This is a genomic window from Klebsiella sp. PL-2018 (assembly GCF_019048985.1).
In the GTDB taxonomy this organism is placed as follows: domain Bacteria; phylum Pseudomonadota; class Gammaproteobacteria; order Enterobacterales; family Enterobacteriaceae; genus Klebsiella; species Klebsiella michiganensis.
The window spans coordinates 837,092-855,341 of record NZ_CP077673.1 but is presented as its reverse complement, the minus strand read 5'-3'; the positions used below and the strand labels follow the sequence as shown (position 1 = coordinate 855,341).

At 55.4% G+C, this 18,250-nt stretch carries 18 protein-coding genes and 1 other annotated feature; of the genes, 5 read left to right on the top strand and 13 right to left on the bottom strand.

The features are described 5' to 3' along the window. Positions 1 to 25: 25 nt before the first annotated feature. Together msyB and satP are read left to right on the top strand one after the other, a co-directional pair. Positions 26 to 775, top strand: coding sequence for an acidic protein MsyB (msyB, locus tag MKleb_RS04070; protein WP_025106856.1), 750 nt, complete (start codon positions 26 to 28; stop codon positions 773 to 775). 88 nt (positions 776 to 863) lie between these two features. Then, positions 864 to 1,430: an acetate uptake transporter gene (satP, locus tag MKleb_RS04065; protein WP_014227851.1), complete on the top strand. Its 567-nt coding sequence runs from the start codon at positions 864 to 866 to the stop codon at positions 1,428 to 1,430. Positions 1,431 to 1,476: 46 nt separating this feature from the next. Here the strand turns inward: satP and MKleb_RS04060 are convergent, their stop codons facing one another. The 3 genes from MKleb_RS04060 to tal form a co-directional block, all read right to left on the bottom strand. After that, the gene (locus MKleb_RS04060) at positions 1,477 to 2,787 is read right to left on the bottom strand and encodes an MFS transporter (RefSeq protein WP_014227850.1); all 1,311 of its coding nucleotides are present in this window, start codon (positions 2,785 to 2,787) and stop codon (positions 1,477 to 1,479) included. A gap of 120 nt (positions 2,788 to 2,907) precedes the next feature. Next, the gene (gene mog / locus MKleb_RS04055; protein WP_004098459.1) at positions 2,908 to 3,495 is read right to left on the bottom strand and encodes a molybdopterin adenylyltransferase; all 588 of its coding nucleotides are present in this window, start codon (positions 3,493 to 3,495) and stop codon (positions 2,908 to 2,910) included. A gap of 99 nt (positions 3,496 to 3,594) precedes the next feature. Further along, positions 3,595 to 4,548: a transaldolase gene (gene tal, locus MKleb_RS04050; protein WP_025106857.1), complete on the bottom strand. Its 954-nt coding sequence runs from the start codon at positions 4,546 to 4,548 to the stop codon at positions 3,595 to 3,597. Between the two features lie 203 nt (positions 4,549 to 4,751). On the opposite strand from tal, the gene MKleb_RS04045 reads away from it, so the two are divergent. Further along, positions 4,752 to 6,182, top strand: coding sequence for an alanine/glycine:cation symporter family protein (locus MKleb_RS04045; protein ID WP_025106858.1), 1,431 nt, complete (start codon positions 4,752 to 4,754; stop codon positions 6,180 to 6,182). Positions 6,183 to 6,259: 77 nt separating this feature from the next. Then, positions 6,260 to 7,033, top strand: a complete 774-nt coding sequence (yaaA, locus tag MKleb_RS04040; RefSeq protein WP_004098454.1) for a peroxide stress protein YaaA — start codon at positions 6,260 to 6,262, stop codon at positions 7,031 to 7,033. A gap of 52 nt (positions 7,034 to 7,085) precedes the next feature. Here yaaA and thrC read toward each other — a convergent pair whose 3' ends face one another. The 6 genes from thrC to yjjY form a co-directional block, all read right to left on the bottom strand. Further along, a complete protein-coding gene (gene thrC, locus MKleb_RS04035; protein WP_004098452.1) occupies positions 7,086 to 8,366 on the bottom strand; it encodes a threonine synthase in 1,281 nt (426 codons plus the stop codon). A gap of 3 nt (positions 8,367 to 8,369) precedes the next feature. Next, positions 8,370 to 9,299: a homoserine kinase gene (thrB, locus tag MKleb_RS04030; RefSeq protein WP_025106859.1), complete on the bottom strand. Its 930-nt coding sequence runs from the start codon at positions 9,297 to 9,299 to the stop codon at positions 8,370 to 8,372. Position 9,300: 1 nt separating this feature from the next. Further along, the gene (gene thrA, locus MKleb_RS04025) at positions 9,301 to 11,763 is read right to left on the bottom strand and encodes a bifunctional aspartate kinase/homoserine dehydrogenase I (RefSeq protein WP_014227847.1); all 2,463 of its coding nucleotides are present in this window, start codon (positions 11,761 to 11,763) and stop codon (positions 9,301 to 9,303) included. A 25-nt stretch (positions 11,764 to 11,788) separates the two neighbouring features. Continuing rightward, positions 11,789 to 11,906: a sequence feature (Thr leader region), on the bottom strand. Beyond that, positions 11,845 to 11,913: a thr operon leader peptide gene (gene thrL / locus MKleb_RS04020; RefSeq protein ID WP_004222578.1), complete on the bottom strand. Its 69-nt coding sequence runs from the start codon at positions 11,911 to 11,913 to the stop codon at positions 11,845 to 11,847. (Overlaps the previous feature by 62 nt.) A gap of 212 nt (positions 11,914 to 12,125) precedes the next feature. Further along, complete coding sequence (locus MKleb_RS04015; protein ID WP_025106860.1) at positions 12,126 to 12,812, bottom strand: tRNA/rRNA methyltransferase; 687 nt, start codon at positions 12,810 to 12,812, stop codon at positions 12,126 to 12,128. 398 nt (positions 12,813 to 13,210) lie between these two features. After that, positions 13,211 to 13,351: a YjjY family protein gene (gene yjjY / locus MKleb_RS04010; RefSeq protein ID WP_001541509.1), complete on the bottom strand. Its 141-nt coding sequence runs from the start codon at positions 13,349 to 13,351 to the stop codon at positions 13,211 to 13,213. A gap of 95 nt (positions 13,352 to 13,446) precedes the next feature. Between yjjY and arcA the strand changes: the two genes are divergently transcribed. Next, positions 13,447 to 14,163 carry a two-component system response regulator ArcA gene (gene arcA / locus MKleb_RS04005; protein WP_002887843.1) on the top strand — a complete coding sequence of 239 codons (717 nt, stop codon included), beginning with the start codon at positions 13,447 to 13,449 and terminating at the stop codon, positions 14,161 to 14,163. 54 nt (positions 14,164 to 14,217) lie between these two features. Here the strand turns inward: arcA and creD are convergent, their stop codons facing one another. The 4 genes from creD to creA are packed head-to-tail and all read right to left on the bottom strand — an operon-like array spanning position 14,218 to position 18,233. Next, complete coding sequence (creD, locus tag MKleb_RS04000) at positions 14,218 to 15,576, bottom strand: cell envelope integrity protein CreD (protein ID WP_025106861.1); 1,359 nt, start codon at positions 15,574 to 15,576, stop codon at positions 14,218 to 14,220. Positions 15,577 to 15,633: 57 nt separating this feature from the next. Beyond that, a complete protein-coding gene (creC, locus tag MKleb_RS03995; RefSeq protein WP_025106862.1) occupies positions 15,634 to 17,058 on the bottom strand; it encodes a two-component system sensor histidine kinase CreC in 1,425 nt (474 codons plus the stop codon). Continuing rightward, entirely contained in the window at positions 17,058 to 17,747 is a 690-nt protein-coding gene (creB, locus tag MKleb_RS03990; RefSeq protein WP_004098427.1) for a two-component system response regulator CreB, read from the bottom strand. Before creB ends, creC begins: the two co-directional genes overlap by 1 nt. Positions 17,748 to 17,759: 12 nt before the next feature. Beyond that, entirely contained in the window at positions 17,760 to 18,233 is a 474-nt protein-coding gene (gene creA / locus MKleb_RS03985; protein WP_004098425.1) for a protein CreA, read from the bottom strand. Positions 18,234 to 18,250: the final 17 nt, after the last annotated feature.

Genomic DNA, 18,250 nt, shown 5'->3' with positions numbered 1-18,250 from the left:
TTACTGTTCACCTTATCTGGTATTTATGAAAATTAATTATCTGGATGATGAAGACCTCTCTTTTCTTCATCGCTGTAGCGAAGAGCATCTGGAAACATTCACCCGAATTCTGACCCACAATGAGAATGGAAAGCCGCGCCTTTCAAGTACGCTATTACGTAATCAAACTTTCCAGGCGATGGCAGGGCATCCCGAACGCTATCGTCGCAACTGGCAGCTCATTGCCGGCGAGCTCCAGCACTTCGGCGGCGACAGCATCGCCAACACGCTGCGTCGTCACGGAAAGTTCTACCGGGAAATTTTGCTGGATGTTTGCAAGCGGCTAAAAATCAAAGCCGATAAGCACACCTCTACGCCGGAAATAGAACAGCATCTTCTGGAGCACTTCCTTGAACACAGCTGGAAGAAGATGGACGATCGGCAGAAAGCTGACTTCTTCACTGCCGTTGAGTGTCGGGTCAACGACCATAAAGCATTACTTCCCCATCTGCTGCAGACAAATAAGCTGGCGCAGGGCGTCAACCACCTTCTGGAAATCCGGCTGGCGAAGATCCTGCGCACGCACGCCGCGGTTAGCGTCATCGGCCACGGTCTGGTTCGCGGCGCGGGGCTTGGCGGCCCCCTCGGCGCCGCGTTTAATGGCGTCAAAGCCGTGAGCGGCAGCGCTTATCGCGTGACCATCCCGGCCGTACTGCATATTGCCTGTTTACGGCAAATGACCAGACTTCATCAGGTGAAAAATGAAATTGGTGAAAAATACCCCGCCAGATCATAGACAGTTTCGCAGCGCCTAATTATTATGCCGCGCCCCGTCGCTGAGAGACGGGGAATGCTTCCCTTTCTAATCATTATTTTGAGGAATTATGGGCAACACTAAGTTGGCTAATCCGGCACCGCTGGGCCTTATGGGCTTCGGCATGACCACTATTCTGCTTAACCTGGCAAATAGCGGCCTGTTCGCGTTTGATGTAGCTATCCTGGCGATGGGCATTTTTTACGGCGGCATTGCGCAGATTTTTGCCGGCCTGCTGGAGTTTAAAAAAGGCAACACCTTTGGTTTAACCGCATTCACGTCTTACGGCGCTTTTTGGCTGACGCTGGTTGCTATTCTTCTGATGCCGAAAATGGGCCTTGCAGAAGCACCCAACGCGCACTTCCTCGGTATGTACCTGGGACTATGGGGCGTTTTTACCCTGTTTATGTTCTTTGGCACCCTGAAAGCCGCGCGTATGCTGCAGTTTGTTTTCCTCAGTCTGACCGTGCTGTTCGCGCTGCTGGCGATTGGTCACCTGGCTGATAACGAAGGCATCGTTAAGATTGCGGGCTGGGTCGGTCTGGTCTGTGGCGCTAGCGCCATCTATCTGGCGATGGGTGAAGTGCTGAACGAGCAGTTTGGCCGCACCGTTCTGCCAATCGGCGAAAAGCATTAATTAACGTCGCCGCCCGTTCGCGAGCGGCGACGTGAGCCCTATCGATTTACGGCAGGCGCTGCAGTTCAGCTTTCGGCGCAGCGACCTGTTGTTCCAGCCCCTGGCGCAGCCAGATCCCCAGCCCCAATCCCATCAACGACAGTGCCAGCACGTACCACGCGGGCGCCATCGGCGAAACGCCCATCAGCATGGTCACCGCAATCGGCGTCAGACCGCCAAAGATGGCGTAAGAGACGTTATAAGAGAATGAGATACCGGTAAAACGCACTTCAGCCGGGAACGCGCGCACCATCACATACGGAACCGCCCCGACCACGCCGACGCACAGCCCCACCGCACCGTAAAGCAGGAACAGGCGCTGCGGGCTATCGCCGGAAAGATGATAGAACGCCCAGCTTGCCGCCGCGAGGAATACGCTGCCGACAATAAACGTGCGGCTGGCGCCAAAACGGTCAGCGGCCAGCCCTGCCAGCAGGCAGCCGATACACAGCATGATAGTGGCAATACTGTTCGCCTGCAGGGTGATTGCGGGGGCAAAACCGTAGTGCTTTTGCAGCCAGACCGGCGACATCAGGATCACCACCACCACGCCGGCGGATAAAAGCCAGGTCAGCAGCATTGAGACCACCACCGCTTTCTGATGCTTCAGCGCGACGGCTTTAACCGGCAGCTCCTGCGCTAATGCTTTACGCTGCTGCATTTCGAGGAAAATCGGCGTCTCCTGGAGCCAACGGCGCAGATACATGGCGACAAGACCAAACGCGCCGCCTAACAGGAACGGAATACGCCAGCCGCCATCGTGGATACCCTGAGGAGTCAGATGAGTATTAATCAGCGTCGCGACGACCGACCCCAGTAATATCCCCACCGTCAGGCCAGCGGTCAGCGTACCGCAGGCGATACCTATTCTTTTTTCCGGTACATGCTCCGCCACAAAGACCCAGGCGCCGGGGACTTCACCGCCAATCGCCGCCCCCTGAAGAATGCGCATAAGCAGCAGCAAAAGCGGCGCCACGATGCCTACCGACGCGTAGGTGGGCAGCAGGCCAATCGCCAGCGTAGGCAGCGCCATCAGTAAAATACTCAGGGTAAACATCTTCTTACGCCCGACCAGATCGCCAAAATGGGCCATAATGATGCCGCCAAGAGGACGAGCTAAATAGCCCGCCGCAAAAATGCCGAAGGTCTGTACCTGGCGCAGCCATTCCGGGATATCGGCCGGGAAAAATAGCTCGCCGACAACGGCGGCGAAGAAGACAAAGATAATGAAATCGTAAAACTCCAGCGCGCCGCCGAGGGCGGCCAGCGTCAGCGTTTTATAATCCTGTCGATTCAGAGGTCGGGTGTAGTGTGACATAACGGGCGATCATCCAGAGGTATGAAGATATTCCACGTACGGTGTAAAGTAAAAAACACTATATCGTAAATAAAACAACACACCACTGGTGATGCAGGTTATATCAGGAATACGGTAAATTCAGGATAATGTTTCACGCCTGGCGCTTTTAGGACGGAAAGCTGCTACTACCTCGCCGTTTGTTTCCACATAAGGCCCCTCAAGCAGCTGTACACAATACGGTACACTCGCGAAAACGCCGTGCACCAGCACGTTACCTTCCGCATCTTTCACGCCTTCCAGCGTTTCCTCAATCGCCTTTGGCTGCCCGGGCAGGTTAAGGATCAGCGCCTGCTTGCGGATAACGCCAACCTGACGAGAAAGAATGGCCGTCGGCACAAAGTGCAGGCTCACCTGGCGCATTTGCTCACCAAAGCCGGGCATCACCCGATCGGCAATCGCCAGCGTCGCATCCGGGGTAACATCACGGCGGGCCGGGCCCGTGCCGCCGGTCGTCAGGACCAGGTGGCAGCCCATTTCATCGACCAGTTCACAGAGGGTTTGCTCGATAATAACCTGTTCATCCGGGATCAAGCGGGTTTGCAATTCGAAAGGCGTGGAGAGCGCACGGGCCAGCCATGCTTCAAGCGCGGGAATGCCTTTATCCTGATAGACGCCGCTGGAGGCGCGATCGGAAATGGAAACTAAGCCGATTCGTAAGGTGTTCATGATTATTCCGTTCAAACAGTATTAATAGACAGAATAATACACCGAGGGGAGCAAGGCAGACAGTTTAATGTGGCCGACGGACGCCGGCCACATGGGGGATTACAGCAGATCGCCGATCATTTTTTCCAGTTTTTCCTGGTCGATCGCAAACTTGCGGATACCTTCCGCCAGTTTATCTACCGCCATCGGATCCTGGTTGTGCTGCCACAGGAATTCAGATTCGGTGATACGCGCCGGACGCGCTTTAACTTCGCCGCTGAAGGCCAGTTTGCGTTCGATGGCGCCTTCGCTTTCCGCCAGCTCTTTCAGCAGCGCAGGAGCGATAGTCAGACGGTCACAGCCGGCCAGTTCGAGGATCTCGCCGAGGTTACGGAAGCTTGCGCCCATAACCACCGTTTCGTAACCGTGCTGTTTGTAGTATTCGTAGATTTCGCTTACGGACACCACGCCCGGATCTTCTGCCGGCGCGTACTCTTTCTTATCGGTGTTGGCTTTGTACCAGTCGAGGATACGACCAACGAACGGAGAAATCAGGAATACGCCCGCTTCTGCACAGGCGCGCGCCTGAGCGAAGGAGAACAGCAGCGTCAGGTTACAGTTGATGCCTTCTTTTTCCAGCTGCTCAGCGGCGCGAATGCCCTGCCAGGTAGAAGCCAGTTTGATCAGAATGCGATCGTTGCCGATGCCAGCATCGGTGTACAGTTTGATGAGGCGCTTAGCTTTGGCGATAGAAGCCTCGGTGTCATAGGACAGGCGAGCATCAACTTCGGTGGAAATACGGCCAGGGATCAGCTTAAGAATTTCGAGACCAATGTTCACCGCCAGCTTATCGGAAGCATCGATAATCTGCTGCGCGCGGTCGCTGCTCTGGCCGCGAGCCCAGGCAACAGCGTCATCAATCAGCTTACGGTACTCAGGGATCTGAGCCGCGCCGAGAATCAAAGAAGGGTTAGTCGTGGCGTCCTGAGGCTGATACAGCTTCATTGCCGCGATATCTCCGGTATCAGCTACGACAGTGGTGTACTGACGCAGAGAAGTCAATTTATCCGTCATGATAGTGTTTCTCTTAAACAGCAGTTAAGGGGATGTAACCGGTCTGCCAAGATGATAACACGCTGCCGGGGCAGCGCAACCGCCTACAATGCATGAGCGCAGAGTGTGATAAACTGGGCCAATTAATTCCCTGAACACTAAAGGATTGTCACTGGATTGGTAGCGCTTACACTCGCGCACCGATATGGGCAAGAGGATGCTTGATGCCTGATTTTCTGTCGTTTATCAATGAAATACTCTGGGGCTCGGTAATGATTTATCTGTTACTGGGCGCTGGCGTCTGGTTTACCTGGCGAACAAAATATATTCAGTTCCGTTATATCCGCCAGTTTAGCAGAAGTCTGAAAAAGAGCCTTCAGCCGCAGCCCGGCGGGTTAACCTCTTTTCAGGCGCTCTGTATGAGCCTTGCGGCGCGCGTGGGCAGCGGCAATATGGCAGGCGTGGCGCTGGCCATCGCCGCAGGTGGCCCCGGCGCCGTTTTCTGGATGTGGGTCTCGGCGCTGCTCGGCATGGCCAGCAGTTTCGCCGAATGTTCCCTCGCGCAGCTTTATAAAGAGCGCGACTCCCGCGGGCACTTTCGCGGTGGCCCGGCCTGGTATATGGCCCGGGGACTCGGCATGCGCTGGATGGGCGTGCTGTTTTCCGTTCTTCTCCTGCTGGCCTACGGCGTCATCTTCAATACCGTACAAGCCAACTCCGTTGCCCATGCCATGGAGTATGCGTTTCGTTTACCCGATGTTATCACCGGCGGCGTCCTGGCGGCGCTGACCCTGCTGGTCATCGTTCGCGGGATTCGCGGCGTAGCGCGGCTGATGCAGTGGCTCGTGCCGCTTATGGCTTTATTGTGGGTGCTGACCAGCCTGATTATCGGCCTGTGGCATATCACCGCCCTGCCGACGATTTTTGAAATCATTTTCCGCTGCGCTTTCGGCTGGCAAGAGGCCGCTGCGGGCGCGGTGGGCTACACCATCAGCCAGGCGCTCACCAGCGGCTTTCAGCGCGGGATGTTTTCCAATGAAGCGGGTATGGGTTCGACGCCAAATTCCGCCGCCGCTGCCGCCTCCTGGCCCCCTCATCCCGCGGCGCAGGGGATCGTACAAATGATTGGCGTCTTTATTGATACCATCGTGATCTGTACCGCCAGCGCAGTGATCATCATGCTGGCGCCGCGAGACGGCAACGAAGAAGCGGCAAGCGGCATTCAGGCTATCCAGCATTCGATGAGCAACCTCGTCGGCGACTGGGGTTCCAGCTTTGTCGCTTTTATCGTGCTGCTGTTCGCCTTCAGTTCGATCGTCGCAAACTATATCTATGCCGAAAATAATCTCATTTTTCTCCGCATGGATAGCCTGCGTAACATCTGGCTGCTGCGTCTGCTCACGCTGTGTATGGTCGTCACCGGCGCGATGGTCAGCCTACCGGTGGTCTGGCAGATGGCGGATATCATCATGGCGCTGATGGCGATAACTAACCTGACGGCTATCCTGCTGCTGTCGCCGACGGTGCGCATCATTGCCAGCGATTATCTGCGACAGCGGAAGCTGGGCCAGCGGCCGGAATTTGACGTCACCCGCTACCCTGAAATTCATCAGCAGCTGGTACCGGGAACATGGGACAACCTGCCGCGCGAATAGCGCGGCAATCGCAGCTATCGATCCTCTCATGACGTTTTTTTGCTAAAGTCGTCAAAAATTTCCTGTAAGGACTGGATATGCTCATTCTGATTTCACCTGCAAAAACGCTCGATTATCAAAGCCCGCTGGCAACGACGCGTTATACCCAGCCAGAGCTACTGGAACACTCTCAGGAGCTTATCGGCATTGCCCGTCAGCTGTCGGCACCGCAGATTGGTAAACTGATGGGCATCAGCGACAAGCTGGCTGACCTGAACGCGACCCGCTTTCACGACTGGCAGCCAGACTTCACCCCGGACAACGCCCGTCAGGCGATCCTGGCGTTTAAGGGTGATGTCTATACCGGCCTGCGGGCAGAGACCTTTAGCGAAGCCGATTTCGATTTTGCCCAGCAGCATCTGCGGATGCTTTCCGGCCTGTACGGCGTTCTGCGCCCGCTGGATCTGATGCAACCCTATCGTCTGGAGATGGGGATTAAGCTTGAGAACGCAAAAGGCAAAGATCTGTATCAGTATTGGGGAGACGTTATTACCGATAAGCTGAATCAGGCGTTGAAAGCCCAGGGCGACGATATTGTGGTAAATCTGGCCTCTGATGAGTACTTCAGGTCGGTGAAACCCAAACGGCTTGAGGGCCAGCTAATTAAGCCCGTATTTCTTGATGAGAAAAACGGCAAGTTTAAAGTGATCAGCTTCTACGCTAAAAAAGCGCGCGGCTTGATGAGTCGTTACATCATTGAGAATCGCTTAACGAAGCCGGAGCAGCTGACCCGCTTTGATAGCGAAGGTTATTTCTTTGACGCCGACGCTTCGGGTAACGGAGAGCTGGTCTTTAAACGCCACGAGCAATAAAAAAACCGCTTCCCTGCCGCAAATCATGCAGCAGGGAAGCGCTGATTCAGACTTAGCCCATCATAAGCTTACGCAGCGCGGCAAAATCGGCCGGCAGATTATGCGACAACAGCGGCAGATCGGCGCGATCGGCCAGCTCTTTCGGCAGCGGCAGCGTCTCTTGCAGAATCTCTTCCACGCTCTCTTTAAACTTCGCCGGATGCGCCGTGCCGAGGAACAGGCCGTACTCGCCCGCCTGCAGCTGGTCGCGCAGCGCGCGATAAGCAATCGCCGCATGCGGTTCTGAGGTATAGCCGATAGCCTTCAGCTCACGCATGGTCTCTTTGGTGGTTTCATCATCCACCGCCGCGTAGCCCAGCTCATTCAGGCGCCAGATTTTACGACGGAACAGCTCTTCCACGCGCGGCCAGTTGTTCGGCTGGCTGACGTCCATGGCGTTAGACAGCGTGGCCTGGGTTGCTTTCGGCGACCAGTTACCGTCCTGCAGGAAGCGCGGCACGGTGTCGTTGGCGTTAGTCGCCGCAATAAAGCGTTTGATTGGCAGACCCAGAGATTTGGCCAGCAGGCCGGCGGTCAGATCGCCAAAGTTACCGCTGGGTACCGAGATAACCAGCTGGTTACGGGCTTCCTGAGGCAGCTGAGCCACGGCTTCAAAGTAATAGCAAATCTGCGCCAGCAGGCGGCTGATATTGATTGAGTTAGCCGAGTTAAGACCCAGCGCAGCTTTCAGCTCTTCATCATCAAAGGCCTGTTTAACCAGCGCCTGGCAGGCGTCAAAGTCGCCGTCGATAGCCACAGTTTCAATGTTACCGCCGAGGGTGCAGAACAGCTTTTCCTGCAGCGGGCTGATTTTGCCGCGCGGATAGAGAATGACCACTTTGACGTTTGGCAGGCCATAAAACGCGTGCGCAACCGCCGCGCCGGTGTCGCCGGAGGTGGCCGTCAGAATAGTGACCGGTTTGTCGCCTGCGATATGGGTGAGCATCTGCGCCATAAAGCGGCCGCCGAAGTCTTTAAACGCCAGAGTCGGGCCGTGGAACAGTTCGAGGCAGCCGACGTCGTCCTGCACTTTGCTGACCGGCGCCGGGAAGGTAAAGGCATTGCCGATGCGCTCTTGCAGAACGCCCTGCGGGATCTCATCGCCGATAAATGCCGACAGGATTTTTGCGCTACGCGACACAAAGTCCTGCTGCAGCATCTCGTCGATTTCAGTCAGGCTGAATTCCGGCAGATCGTGCGGGAAGAACAGCCCCTGATGCTTGCCAAGCCCCTGCGTGACGGCCTGCGCAAAGCTGACCTGTTCGTTATGATCTTTTAAGTTATAGAGTTTCATTGGTTATCCCACTACTCGAGCGCCCGCCGTGTCCAGCCGGCAAATATGAACGAAGCCTTCCTGATTTTGCAGATAGTGCGTAGCCAGCCAGTCGGCGACGCGCTGCGCGGTTTCCGGTTTATCGCATAGTGCAAACAACGTTGGACCGGAACCGGAAATGCCGCACGCCTGCGCGCCAATTTCCATTGCTGCCTGACGCGCTTCGCTGAAGCCCGGCAGTAGTTTGGTACGATACGGTTCGGCAATCACATCTTTCATCAATTTCGCCGCCAGCTGAGGCTGGCGGGAATAGCAGGCGTGAATAAAGCCCGCCAGATGACGACCGTGGGCAATACAGTCCTGACGGCGATACTGCGCCGGCAAAATTGCCCGCGCTTCCGCGGTGGAGACCTTAATACCCGGATAGGCCAGCACCCACAGCCACTCGTCGAAGGCCGGAATCTGCTGGCTGATGATGCCGTTTTCCTCAAGCATCAATTGTATCCCGCCCAGATAGCACGGCGCGACGTTATCGTAATGGATACTGCCGGAAATCCGCCCTTCCATCTCGCCCATCAGCGCCAGCATTCGGCTCTCATTGAGCGGCTTGCCGCAGAACTCGTTCATCGCGACCAGCGCGGCGACGACGGAACAGGCGCTGGAACCCAGGCCGGAACCAATCGGCATGTTTTTTTCCAGGGTCATCGCCACCGGTACCTTCTTGCCAATCTCCTGGCAAAAACGCTCCCAGCATTGATAGACGATATTTTCCTTCGGCGCCGTCGGCAGTTTACTGGCGAAGCGACCCACGTTTTGCAGGCTAAAGCTTGTCGCCGCCTCAACCGAGACATTGTCCCCCAGCAGCGTGCCGTCAACCGGCGTTACCGCCGCGCCCAGCACGTCAAACCCGACGCTCATATTAGCACTGGAAGCCGGGGCATATACTTTGACCATCTTAAACTCCTAACTTCCATGACAGGGTACGCAGCAGGTCAGCGAAAACGCCAGCTGCCGTCACATCGTTACCCGCACCATAACCGCGCAGCACCAGCGGCAGCGGCTGGTAATAGTGGCTGTAGAACGCCAGCGCATTCTCGCCGTTTTTCACTTTAAACAGCGGATCGTTGCCATCAACCGCGGCGATTTTCACGCGGCAGGTGCCATCCTCTTCGATATTACCGACATAGCGCAAGACCTTACCTTCATCGCGCGCTTTTGAGACCCGCGAGGCAAACTCGTCATCCAGAGAAGGCAGGCGTGCCATAAAGCTGTCGACATCGCCGCTGGCGTCAAAACCCGCCGGTAGCGCCGGCTCTACGATAATGTCAGACAGCTCCAGTTCGCGCCCGGTTTCACGCGCGAGGATCAGTAGCTTACGCGCGACATCCACGCCGGAAAGATCGTCGCGCGGATCCGGTTCGGTATAGCCCATTTCACGCGCCAGCTTCGTCGCCGCGGAGAAGCTTACGCCTTCGTCCAGCTTACCGAAGATAAATGACAGCGAGCCGGACAGAATACCGGAGAAGCGCAGCAGCTCATCGCCGGCGTTCAGCAAATTTTGCAGGTTTTCGATTACCGGCAGCCCCGCGCCGACGTTGGTATCGTATAAAAACTTACGTCGTGAGCTGCTCGCGGCATGACGCAGCTGATGATAGTAATCCAGCGATGAGGTATTGGCCTTTTTGTTCGGCGTCACCACGTGGAAACCCTCGCGCAGGAAATCGGCGTACTGATCGGCCACCGCCTGGCTGGAGGTACAGTCGACAATCACCGGGTTCAGCAGATGGTACTCTTTCACCAGACGAATAAGTCGCCCCAGGTTGAACGCCTCTTTGGCTTCCGCCAGCTCATCGCGCCAGTGTTCAAGGTTCAGGCCGTGTACGTTGGTCAGCAAGGCGCGCGAGTTAGCCACCCCGCAAACGCGGAGGTCGATATGTTTACTCTTCAACCAGCTCTGCTGGCGCTTGATCTGTTCGATCAACGCGCCGCCGACGCCGCCGATGCCAATGACAAACACTTCAATCACCTGATCGGTATTGAACAGCATCTGGTGGGTCACGCGAACGCCGGTGGTCGCATCATCGTTGCTCACGACAACGGAAATAGAGCGCTCGGAAGAACCTTGGGCAATCGCCACAATGTTGATATTGGCGCGCGCCAGCGCAGCGAAGAATTTAGCGGAAATCCCACGCAGGGTGCGCATACCATCGCCGACAACCGAAATAATCGCCAGGCGTTCCATGATCGACAGCGGCTCAAGCAGCCCCTCTTTCAGCTCCAGATAAAATTCATCTTCCATTACCCGCTTCGCCCGAGCGCAATCGCTCTGCGGCACGCAGAAGCTGATGCTGTATTCGGAAGAGGACTGGGTGATAAGAACAACGGAGATTCCCGCGCGGGACATAGTGGCGAACACGCGCGCCGCCATGCCAACCATCCCCTTCATCCCCGGCCCGGAGACGTTGAACATCGCCATATTGTTGAGATTAGAGATACCTTTCACCGGCAGATCGTCTTCATCGCTGCTGCCGCCGATAAGCGTACCCGGCGCCTGCGGATTACCGGTATTTTTGATTAAACAGGGGATCTGGAACTGGGCGATGGGGGCGATAGTACGCGGGTGCAAAACTTTGGCGCCGAAGTAGGAGAGCTCCATAGCTTCCTGATAGGACATCGACTTCAGCAAACGCGCATCCGGCACCTGACGCGGGTCGCAGGTATAAACGCCGTCAACGTCGGTCCAGATTTCACAGCAGTCGGCGCGCAGGCAGGCGGCCAGCACCGCTGCGGAGTAGTCAGAGCCGTTACGGCCCAGCACCACCAGTTCGCCCTTTTCGTTACCGGCGGTAAAGCCCGCCATCAGCACCATATGGTCAGCCGGGATCTGGCTGGCGGCAATGCGGCGGGTCGACTCGGCGATGTCCACGGTGGATTCGAGGTAATGGCCAACGGCAAGCAGTTTTTCAACCGGATTAATCACCGTGACGTTATGACCGCGCGCTTCCAGTAAGCCGGCCATAATAGCGATGGAGAGCTTTTCTCCCCGGCAGATCAGAGACGCATTGACGCTATCCGGGCACTGTCCGAGCAGGCTAATACCGTGCAGGACGTGTTTGATTTGCGCAAACTCCTGCTCGACAAACATTTTCAACTGAGCGTGCGGAAAGCCCGGCTGGGCATCGGCGAGGCCTTGCAGAAGTTCGGCGAAAATGCGTTCGGCATCAGCGATATTAGTCAGCGCATCCTGCCCGCCAATGGTTTTTTCGATCATCGCAACCAGATGGTTAGTGATCTTCGCCGGGGCAGACAGTACGGTCGCTACCTGCCCCTGCCTGGCATTACTCTCCAGAATATCGGCAACACGCAGAAAACGTTCTGCATTTGCCACTGATGTACCGCCGAACTTCAACACACGCATGGTTATGACCCCTTGATTTTTTATCGAAAAAAAAGCCCGCACTGTTCAGGTGCGGGCTTTTTTCTGTGTTTCCTGTACGCGTCAGCCCGCACCGTTACCTGTGGTAATAGTGGTGGTGATAATCGTGGTGATCATGCCGATGCGATTCATGGATGTTGTGTACTCTGTAATTTTTATCTGTCTGTGTCCTGTGCCTATATTGGTTAAAGTATCTGTCGACTTAAGTCAACGAATTTCTACTTTTAACCCTTTTTTTCACACCTGGCCAATACGCCATAGCAACCTGACAATTCATCCGGATTTACGCATCCAGACGCCAATAATTAGCACATAAGACCATATGAAAATAATATGACAGCATTTTACCCTGGGAGGTTTTTTTCAATATCGTGCAGTAAACGATGCAGCATCGCGGTGTCTCGCTGCTGCAAAAGTCCTATCCGCTGCTCCAGCCAGTCGGACAGTTTTACATCGTCACCCGCGCCGAGGCGGTTAAGCAGATCGCGCGTTCGCAGGCGTAACGCCTGCAGCTGATTATCATCTGCGTCGGCGGAGGTTGACGGGGCCTGCTGCAGCAATGAGGACAGCTGATAGCAATAGACCATCACCGACTGCCCCAGGTTTAGCGAAGGATAGTCAGCCGCCATCGGCACACCGGTCAACACATCGGCAAGGGCCAGTTCTTCATTCGTCAGACCAGAATCTTCCCGACCAAACACCAGCGCGGCATGATGCATCCACTGCGCTTTTTCTTCCAGCAGCGGCAGGAGCTGCTGCGGCGTCGCGTAGTAGTGGAAACGCGCCCGGCTGCGGGCGGTCGTGGCCACGGTGAAATCAACATCGTGCAGCGCCTGCTCCAGCGTAGCATAAGTGTTGATATTATCGAGGATATCGCCAGAACCGTGCGCGACCCAGCGCGCGGCGGGCTGCAAATGCGCCTCGCTATCGACGATACGCATGTCGCTAAACCCCATGGTTTTCATCGCTCTGGCTGCCGCCCCGACGTTTTCCGCCCGAGCCGGGGACACTAATACAATTGATAAACGCATTCGGTTTCTCTTTTACCTTTTAGGCGGTGGGAATAACGATTTTTTCCCTCATTTTACGCGCCGTGAATTTACAAATTTGCAACAAAAATCACTAAATTTGAGCTTTATCACCCATAAAAAAAACTAAACTATTCCCAAGGCACCATGACACAGAGTATGTTAACAGAACGGCTTTATCCGTATGTTTGGCAATGAAATTTACGTCCGAGTACGTTTTGAGGCTTTGGATTCACCGCGTTTATTATTTTCTCATTGCAACTAATTGAGCGAAGTATGAATTGTGAAGATGAATCCCGTTTAGATGCAATGATTTCACAAGACTGTTAACGTGCTACAATTGAACTTGATATATGTCAACGAAGCGTAGTTTTATTGGGTGTCATGCCTCACTTAGCCTGTTATGTTGCTGTTAAAATGGTTAGGATGACAGCCGTTTTTGACACCGTCGGGTCCAGAGGGAAAGTACCCACGACCAAGCTAATGATGTTGTTGACGTTGATGGAAAGTGCATCAAGAACGCAATTACGTACTTTAGTCATGTTACGCCGGGCATGTTAATTTGCGACATGCACCAGGCAGGTCAGGGACTTTGGTACTTCCTGTTTCGATTTAGTTGGCAATTTAGGTAGCAAACATGCAGACCCCGCACATTCTTATCGTTGAAGACGAGTTGGTAACACGCAACACGTTAAAAAGTATTTTCGAAGCAGAAGGTTATGATGTATTCGAAGCGACCGATGGCGCGGAAATGCATCAGATCCTGTCTGAAAATGATATCAACCTGGTGATCATGGATATCAACCTGCCGGGTAAAAATGGTCTCCTGTTAGCACGCGAACTGCGTGAGCAGGCGGACGTCGCGCTGATGTTCCTCACCGGCCGCGATAACGAAGTGGATAAAATCCTTGGCCTCGAAATTGGCGCCGATGATTATATCACTAAACCGTTCAACCCACGTGAACTGACGATCCGCGCGCGCAACCTGCTCTCCCGTACCATGAACCTGGGTACCGTGAGCGAAGAGCGCCGTAGCGTGGAAAGCTATAAGTTCAACGGCTGGGAGCTGGATATCAATAGCCGCTCGCTGGTAAGCCCCAATGGTGAGCAGTACAAGCTGCCGCGCAGTGAATTCCGCGCCATGCTGCACTTCTGCGAAAATCCGGGCAAAATCCAGTCGCGTGCGGAACTGCTGAAGAAAATGACCGGCCGTGAGCTGAAGCCGCACGACCGTACCGTGGACGTGACCATCCGTCGCATTCGTAAGCATTTTGAATCCACTCCGGACACCCCGGAAATTATCGCCACCATCCATGGCGAGGGGTACCGCTTCTGTGGCGACCTGCAGGAATAACACCGTTTTTCTTGCTGTCATAACGTAAAAACGGCGCAATTCGCGCCGTTTTTTTTATTTCCAGATCCTGAGCTTATCGTCATCCTGACCAGCGTCCGGCAGCTCACCTTTTGCCTTCGGCAGAGATAACGCGTACCAGTCAACGTGGCGAGTCAGGAACATCAGCGCACTTAACGCCAGCAGCAATACGCCGGTCCCCAGCAGCAATGCGCTATCTTCCGATCGCAACAGCATCCACATAACGCCGTCCAGCAGCAGTAGCGCACAGACGAACAGTAAACTGTTACGCCAACCATTCAATACTGCCTGAAGATACACCCCATTGATAAGCGCGCCTAGCAGGCTGGCGGCAATCCACGATGCCGTAAAACCGATATGTTCGGACAGCGCCAGCAGCACCAGATAGAACATGACCAGCGACAGCCCCACCAGCAGATACTGCATGGGGTGCATGCGATACCGCGTTAAGCTTTCAAAAACAAAAAATGCCATAAACGTCAGCGTTATCAACAGAACGGCATATTTTGTCGCCCGATCGGTCAGCTGATATTGATCGGCGGGCGTGGTGACATTCACGTTGAAAGCAGGCAACTGACGCCACTCAATCTGCCGACCCTCAACAAAAAACTTCGCCATATTGTTGGCAAACCAGGTGCTTTGCCACTGGGCGCGATAGCCTGTTGGGCTGACTTCCCGCTTTGCAGGTAAAAAGTCGCCAAGGAACCCCGGGTGCGGCCAATTGCCGGCAAGCTGTAAGGTACTGTTGCGCCCAAGCGGAACCACCGAGAAACTGCCGCTGCCATTCAGATTGAGCGTGAATTCAATATCCAGCGCTTTTTGTTCAGGGAGTAACAGCGGCATCGGCATATGAATGCCCTCCCCGCTGTCGTCGAGACCCGGCCCAGGCTCAACGGGTAGCCTCTCGCCATTGAGCTCTGGTGACTTAATCTCGCCAATACCGCGCGCATCGCTGACGCTGACGACCAGAAACGGTCTGCCCAGCGTAATCGTCTGCTTCCTGAGCGCCTTGATGCGCGAAGGTTCAAAATGCGCTTTGACGCTGAGATTATTGTGCCAGATCTGCCCCTCATAGATACCGATTCTCCGAGATTCAACATCCTGATTACCGGTGACCGCCAGCGTCTCCGGCAGCCAGTAGTGTACCCATTGGGTTTGATATTCTACCGTTTTAGTTCCCTCAACCCGCGTTAGCGTCTCGGTCACCGGAATGGCAATCAGCGGCCCAGCCAGTTTCTGCGATCCGCTGGTGCTGCTCTCCAGCGCGTCAACCACGTCGCTACGATAGTCCGCGCGTTCAACGATCAGCTGCCGGACCAGCATCAGCGGGATCGACAACAGTAAAATGCACCCCAGCAGGGTGCTCATTTTCCAGAATAGTGGTGATTTCAACATAGCCCTCTCCTTAGTGATGTGCTCACCTTAAAGGGGCCGTGTGGGGAGAGTTTGAAGCTATGTGAAGTGAGCGTGAAGTGTCAGCAAAGCGCACGCGCCGCCTTCAGGGCGATTAACCAGCTGGATATCCCCCTGATGCAGGCGCGCGACTTCACGAACAAACGCCAGCCCCAGGCCACTGCTTTTTTGCCCATTTTCACGAGGCAGGGAATAGAAACGTTCAAAAATACGCCCCAGGGCGTAGTCGGGAATGCCGCATCCCGTATCGCATACGGTTAACAGCACGCCGCCATCACGCTCTTCAGCACCAAGCAGGATTTCCCCTGCGGAAGGCGTGAAATCGATAGCATTATCAACGAGATTACCCAACGCCTGCGCCAGAAGCTCCCGATCGCCTTCAACCATCAGAGGCGTATCCTGCCAGCGCAGCGTCACTTTTTTCGCCGCCAGCGCGATCTCGCGCTCCTCGGCCAGGCGATGAAATAGCTCAGCGACGGGGACGGGACGTCGGGCGATCTCCAGCCGGTTCTCCAGCCGGGCCTGCTGGAGCAAATTTTCCACCAGCGACTGCATTCGCGCGTTCTGCGCCAGAATATTACGCGTAAAACGGGCGGCGACCTCAGGCGGAGGAGCCTCACGGAGAATTTCTGCCGCGCCGCGAATCGCCGCCAGCGGGCTCTTCAGCTCATGGGTCAGCGCATAAATATAGTTTTCAATGGCGTTTTTACCTTCAAGCTTAAGGCGCATACTCTCCAGCGCCTGCGCCAGCTTACGCAGTTCGCTGCCGCCCAGATTCGGCAGCGGAACCGGACGATCGGCGGTCACGGAGTCCGCGTAGCGAACCAGCTTGCCGATGGAAAAGTTAATCCACCATACCATCGCAGCGCCTATCAGGAGCGCGATCCCCAGCAGCGCCCCGCCGGCCCACAGAATACGCCGCTCGCTGCGTTTAATGACCGGCGCCATGGCCAGATTGGGTTTCCCGACGCTTAGCACGCCAATGATTCGGCCGCTGTCAGTCACCGGCGCGGCAATATACATCACCGAGCTGTTATCATCGTTCGGATCGCTGCGCGTGCTGCGCGCGCCGTATTGCCCGCGTAAAGTGAGCCAGACATCGTTCCAGCGCGAGTAGTCTTGCCCCAGCGCACTGCCCGCAGAATCAAACACCACCTTGCCCTGCGCATCGGTCATATAGACGTGATATTCATTGCGAACTTTATTAATGCCGGCAATGTTGGCGTTGATCGGCTGGCGATGCAGCGTTTGAAAAGCCTGGGCCAGGCGCCCGTGCTGGGGATCGGCGGAGAGTAAATCCTCGCGGGCCAGCTCGGCAAGCAGGGTAGCCGTATCAATCAGCGTCCCTTCGGTTGCCCGCCGGACCCCGGGTTTAATCTCCTGAACGAAGATGGAAAGCACAAACCAGGCCGCGATCGCCACAATCAAAAAGTAGCCCATCAGCAGCCGCATACCGATGCGCATCAGAAGCCTCCAAGGCTGTATCCCATGCCGCGGTGCGTATTGATGGGGGAGATGTCAGGGTTCACTTCTCGCAGCTTAGCGCGCAGCGTTTTGATATGAGTATCCACGGTACGATCGAAGCTCTCGTTCGCATCGCCCCATACCTGCTCCATCAGCAGCTGGCGGGAAAAAATGCGCCCCGGAGAGTGCAGTAACGTTTTTAATAATAAAAACTCATAGCGGGTCAGATTCAGGCTCTGACCGCACCAGGTGACCCGAGCCGCGGCGTCGTTCAATGTGAACTCCCCCACGCGCAAGAGCGGTGGAGGGGCGGCGAACTTCTGCAGCCGCCGCAGAACGGTGCGAACTCTGGCGCAAACTTCACGAGGGGAAAATGGCTTGGCAATATAGTCATCAGCGCCGATTTCCAGGCCAAGCAGCTTATCCACCTCTTCGCTGCGGGCCGTCAGGAACAGCACCGGCAGCGCCGGGTAGCGGGCAAGCAGCCGCCGACAGAGCTCAAACCCGCTGATATCCGGCAGCCCGACGTCGAGAATCGCCAGGTCGGGTTGGTGGTGATGTGCCGCATCGAGCGCCGGCAGTCCGCGCTCGAACGCCGTAACGATAAATCCTTCCTGCTGCAGCTGGTAGACGAGCGTATCGGCGATGCTCATCTCATCTTCCACCAACCAGATCCGCGGTTGTTGCATCGGCGTTCCCTGTTATTTATTCCATGGCATAATCGGCACCGCGCTAATCGCGTTCTTCGGCGAGCCATCGACGATTTTATCCGAATAGGTCAGATAGACCAGCGCATTGCGTTTGGCATCGTAAAAGCGCACCACCTGCAGCTTTTTAAATACCAGCGAGGTGCGTTTCTGGAACACGACATCGCCCTGCGTTTTACCGTTTTTGATTTTATCCGTCAGCTCAATCGGCCCCACCTGCTGACAGGAGATCGCGGCATCAGAGGTATCTTCCGCCAGCCCTAACCCGCCTTTAATTCCCCCGGTTTTCGCCCGGCTGATGTAGCACGTCACGTTTTGCACATCCGGGTCGTCAAAGGCCTCTACGACAATTTTATGATCCGGCCCAAGGAACTTAAACACGGTATCCACAGAGCCAATTTGCTCCGCCTGCGCCATCTGAGACCCCGCCAGTAAAAGCATACCTGCCACTAACTTCTTGTATTTCATATTGTTACCATTCTTAA

Excerpts from the sequence above, each read along its gene's own strand:
- msyB (WP_025106856.1), top strand. The coding sequence starts at position 26 with ATGAAAATTAATTATCTGGATGATGAAGACCTCTCTTTTCTTCATCGC.
- satP (WP_014227851.1), top strand. The coding sequence starts at position 864 with ATGGGCAACACTAAGTTGGCTAATCCGGCACCGCTGGGCCTTATGGGC.
- MKleb_RS04060 (WP_014227850.1), bottom strand. The coding sequence starts at position 2,787 with ATGTCACACTACACCCGACCTCTGAATCGACAGGATTATAAAACGCTG.
- mog (WP_004098459.1), bottom strand. The coding sequence starts at position 3,495 with ATGAACACCTTACGAATCGGCTTAGTTTCCATTTCCGATCGCGCCTCC.
- tal (WP_025106857.1), bottom strand. The coding sequence starts at position 4,548 with ATGACGGATAAATTGACTTCTCTGCGTCAGTACACCACTGTCGTAGCT.
- MKleb_RS04045 (WP_025106858.1), top strand. The coding sequence starts at position 4,752 with ATGCCTGATTTTCTGTCGTTTATCAATGAAATACTCTGGGGCTCGGTA.
- yaaA (WP_004098454.1), top strand. The coding sequence starts at position 6,260 with ATGCTCATTCTGATTTCACCTGCAAAAACGCTCGATTATCAAAGCCCG.
- thrC (WP_004098452.1), bottom strand. The coding sequence starts at position 8,366 with ATGAAACTCTATAACTTAAAAGATCATAACGAACAGGTCAGCTTTGCG.
- thrB (WP_025106859.1), bottom strand. The coding sequence starts at position 9,299 with ATGGTCAAAGTATATGCCCCGGCTTCCAGTGCTAATATGAGCGTCGGG.
- thrA (WP_014227847.1), bottom strand. The coding sequence starts at position 11,763 with ATGCGTGTGTTGAAGTTCGGCGGTACATCAGTGGCAAATGCAGAACGT.
- MKleb_RS04015 (WP_025106860.1), bottom strand. The coding sequence starts at position 12,812 with ATGCGTTTATCAATTGTATTAGTGTCCCCGGCTCGGGCGGAAAACGTC.
- yjjY (WP_001541509.1), bottom strand. The coding sequence starts at position 13,351 with ATGACTAAAGTACGTAATTGCGTTCTTGATGCACTTTCCATCAACGTC.
- arcA (WP_002887843.1), top strand. The coding sequence starts at position 13,447 with ATGCAGACCCCGCACATTCTTATCGTTGAAGACGAGTTGGTAACACGC.
- creD (WP_025106861.1), bottom strand. The coding sequence starts at position 15,576 with ATGTTGAAATCACCACTATTCTGGAAAATGAGCACCCTGCTGGGGTGC.
- creC (WP_025106862.1), bottom strand. The coding sequence starts at position 17,058 with ATGCGCATCGGTATGCGGCTGCTGATGGGCTACTTTTTGATTGTGGCG.
- creB (WP_004098427.1), bottom strand. The coding sequence starts at position 17,747 with ATGCAACAACCGCGGATCTGGTTGGTGGAAGATGAGATGAGCATCGCC.
- creA (WP_004098425.1), bottom strand. The coding sequence starts at position 18,233 with ATGAAATACAAGAAGTTAGTGGCAGGTATGCTTTTACTGGCGGGGTCT.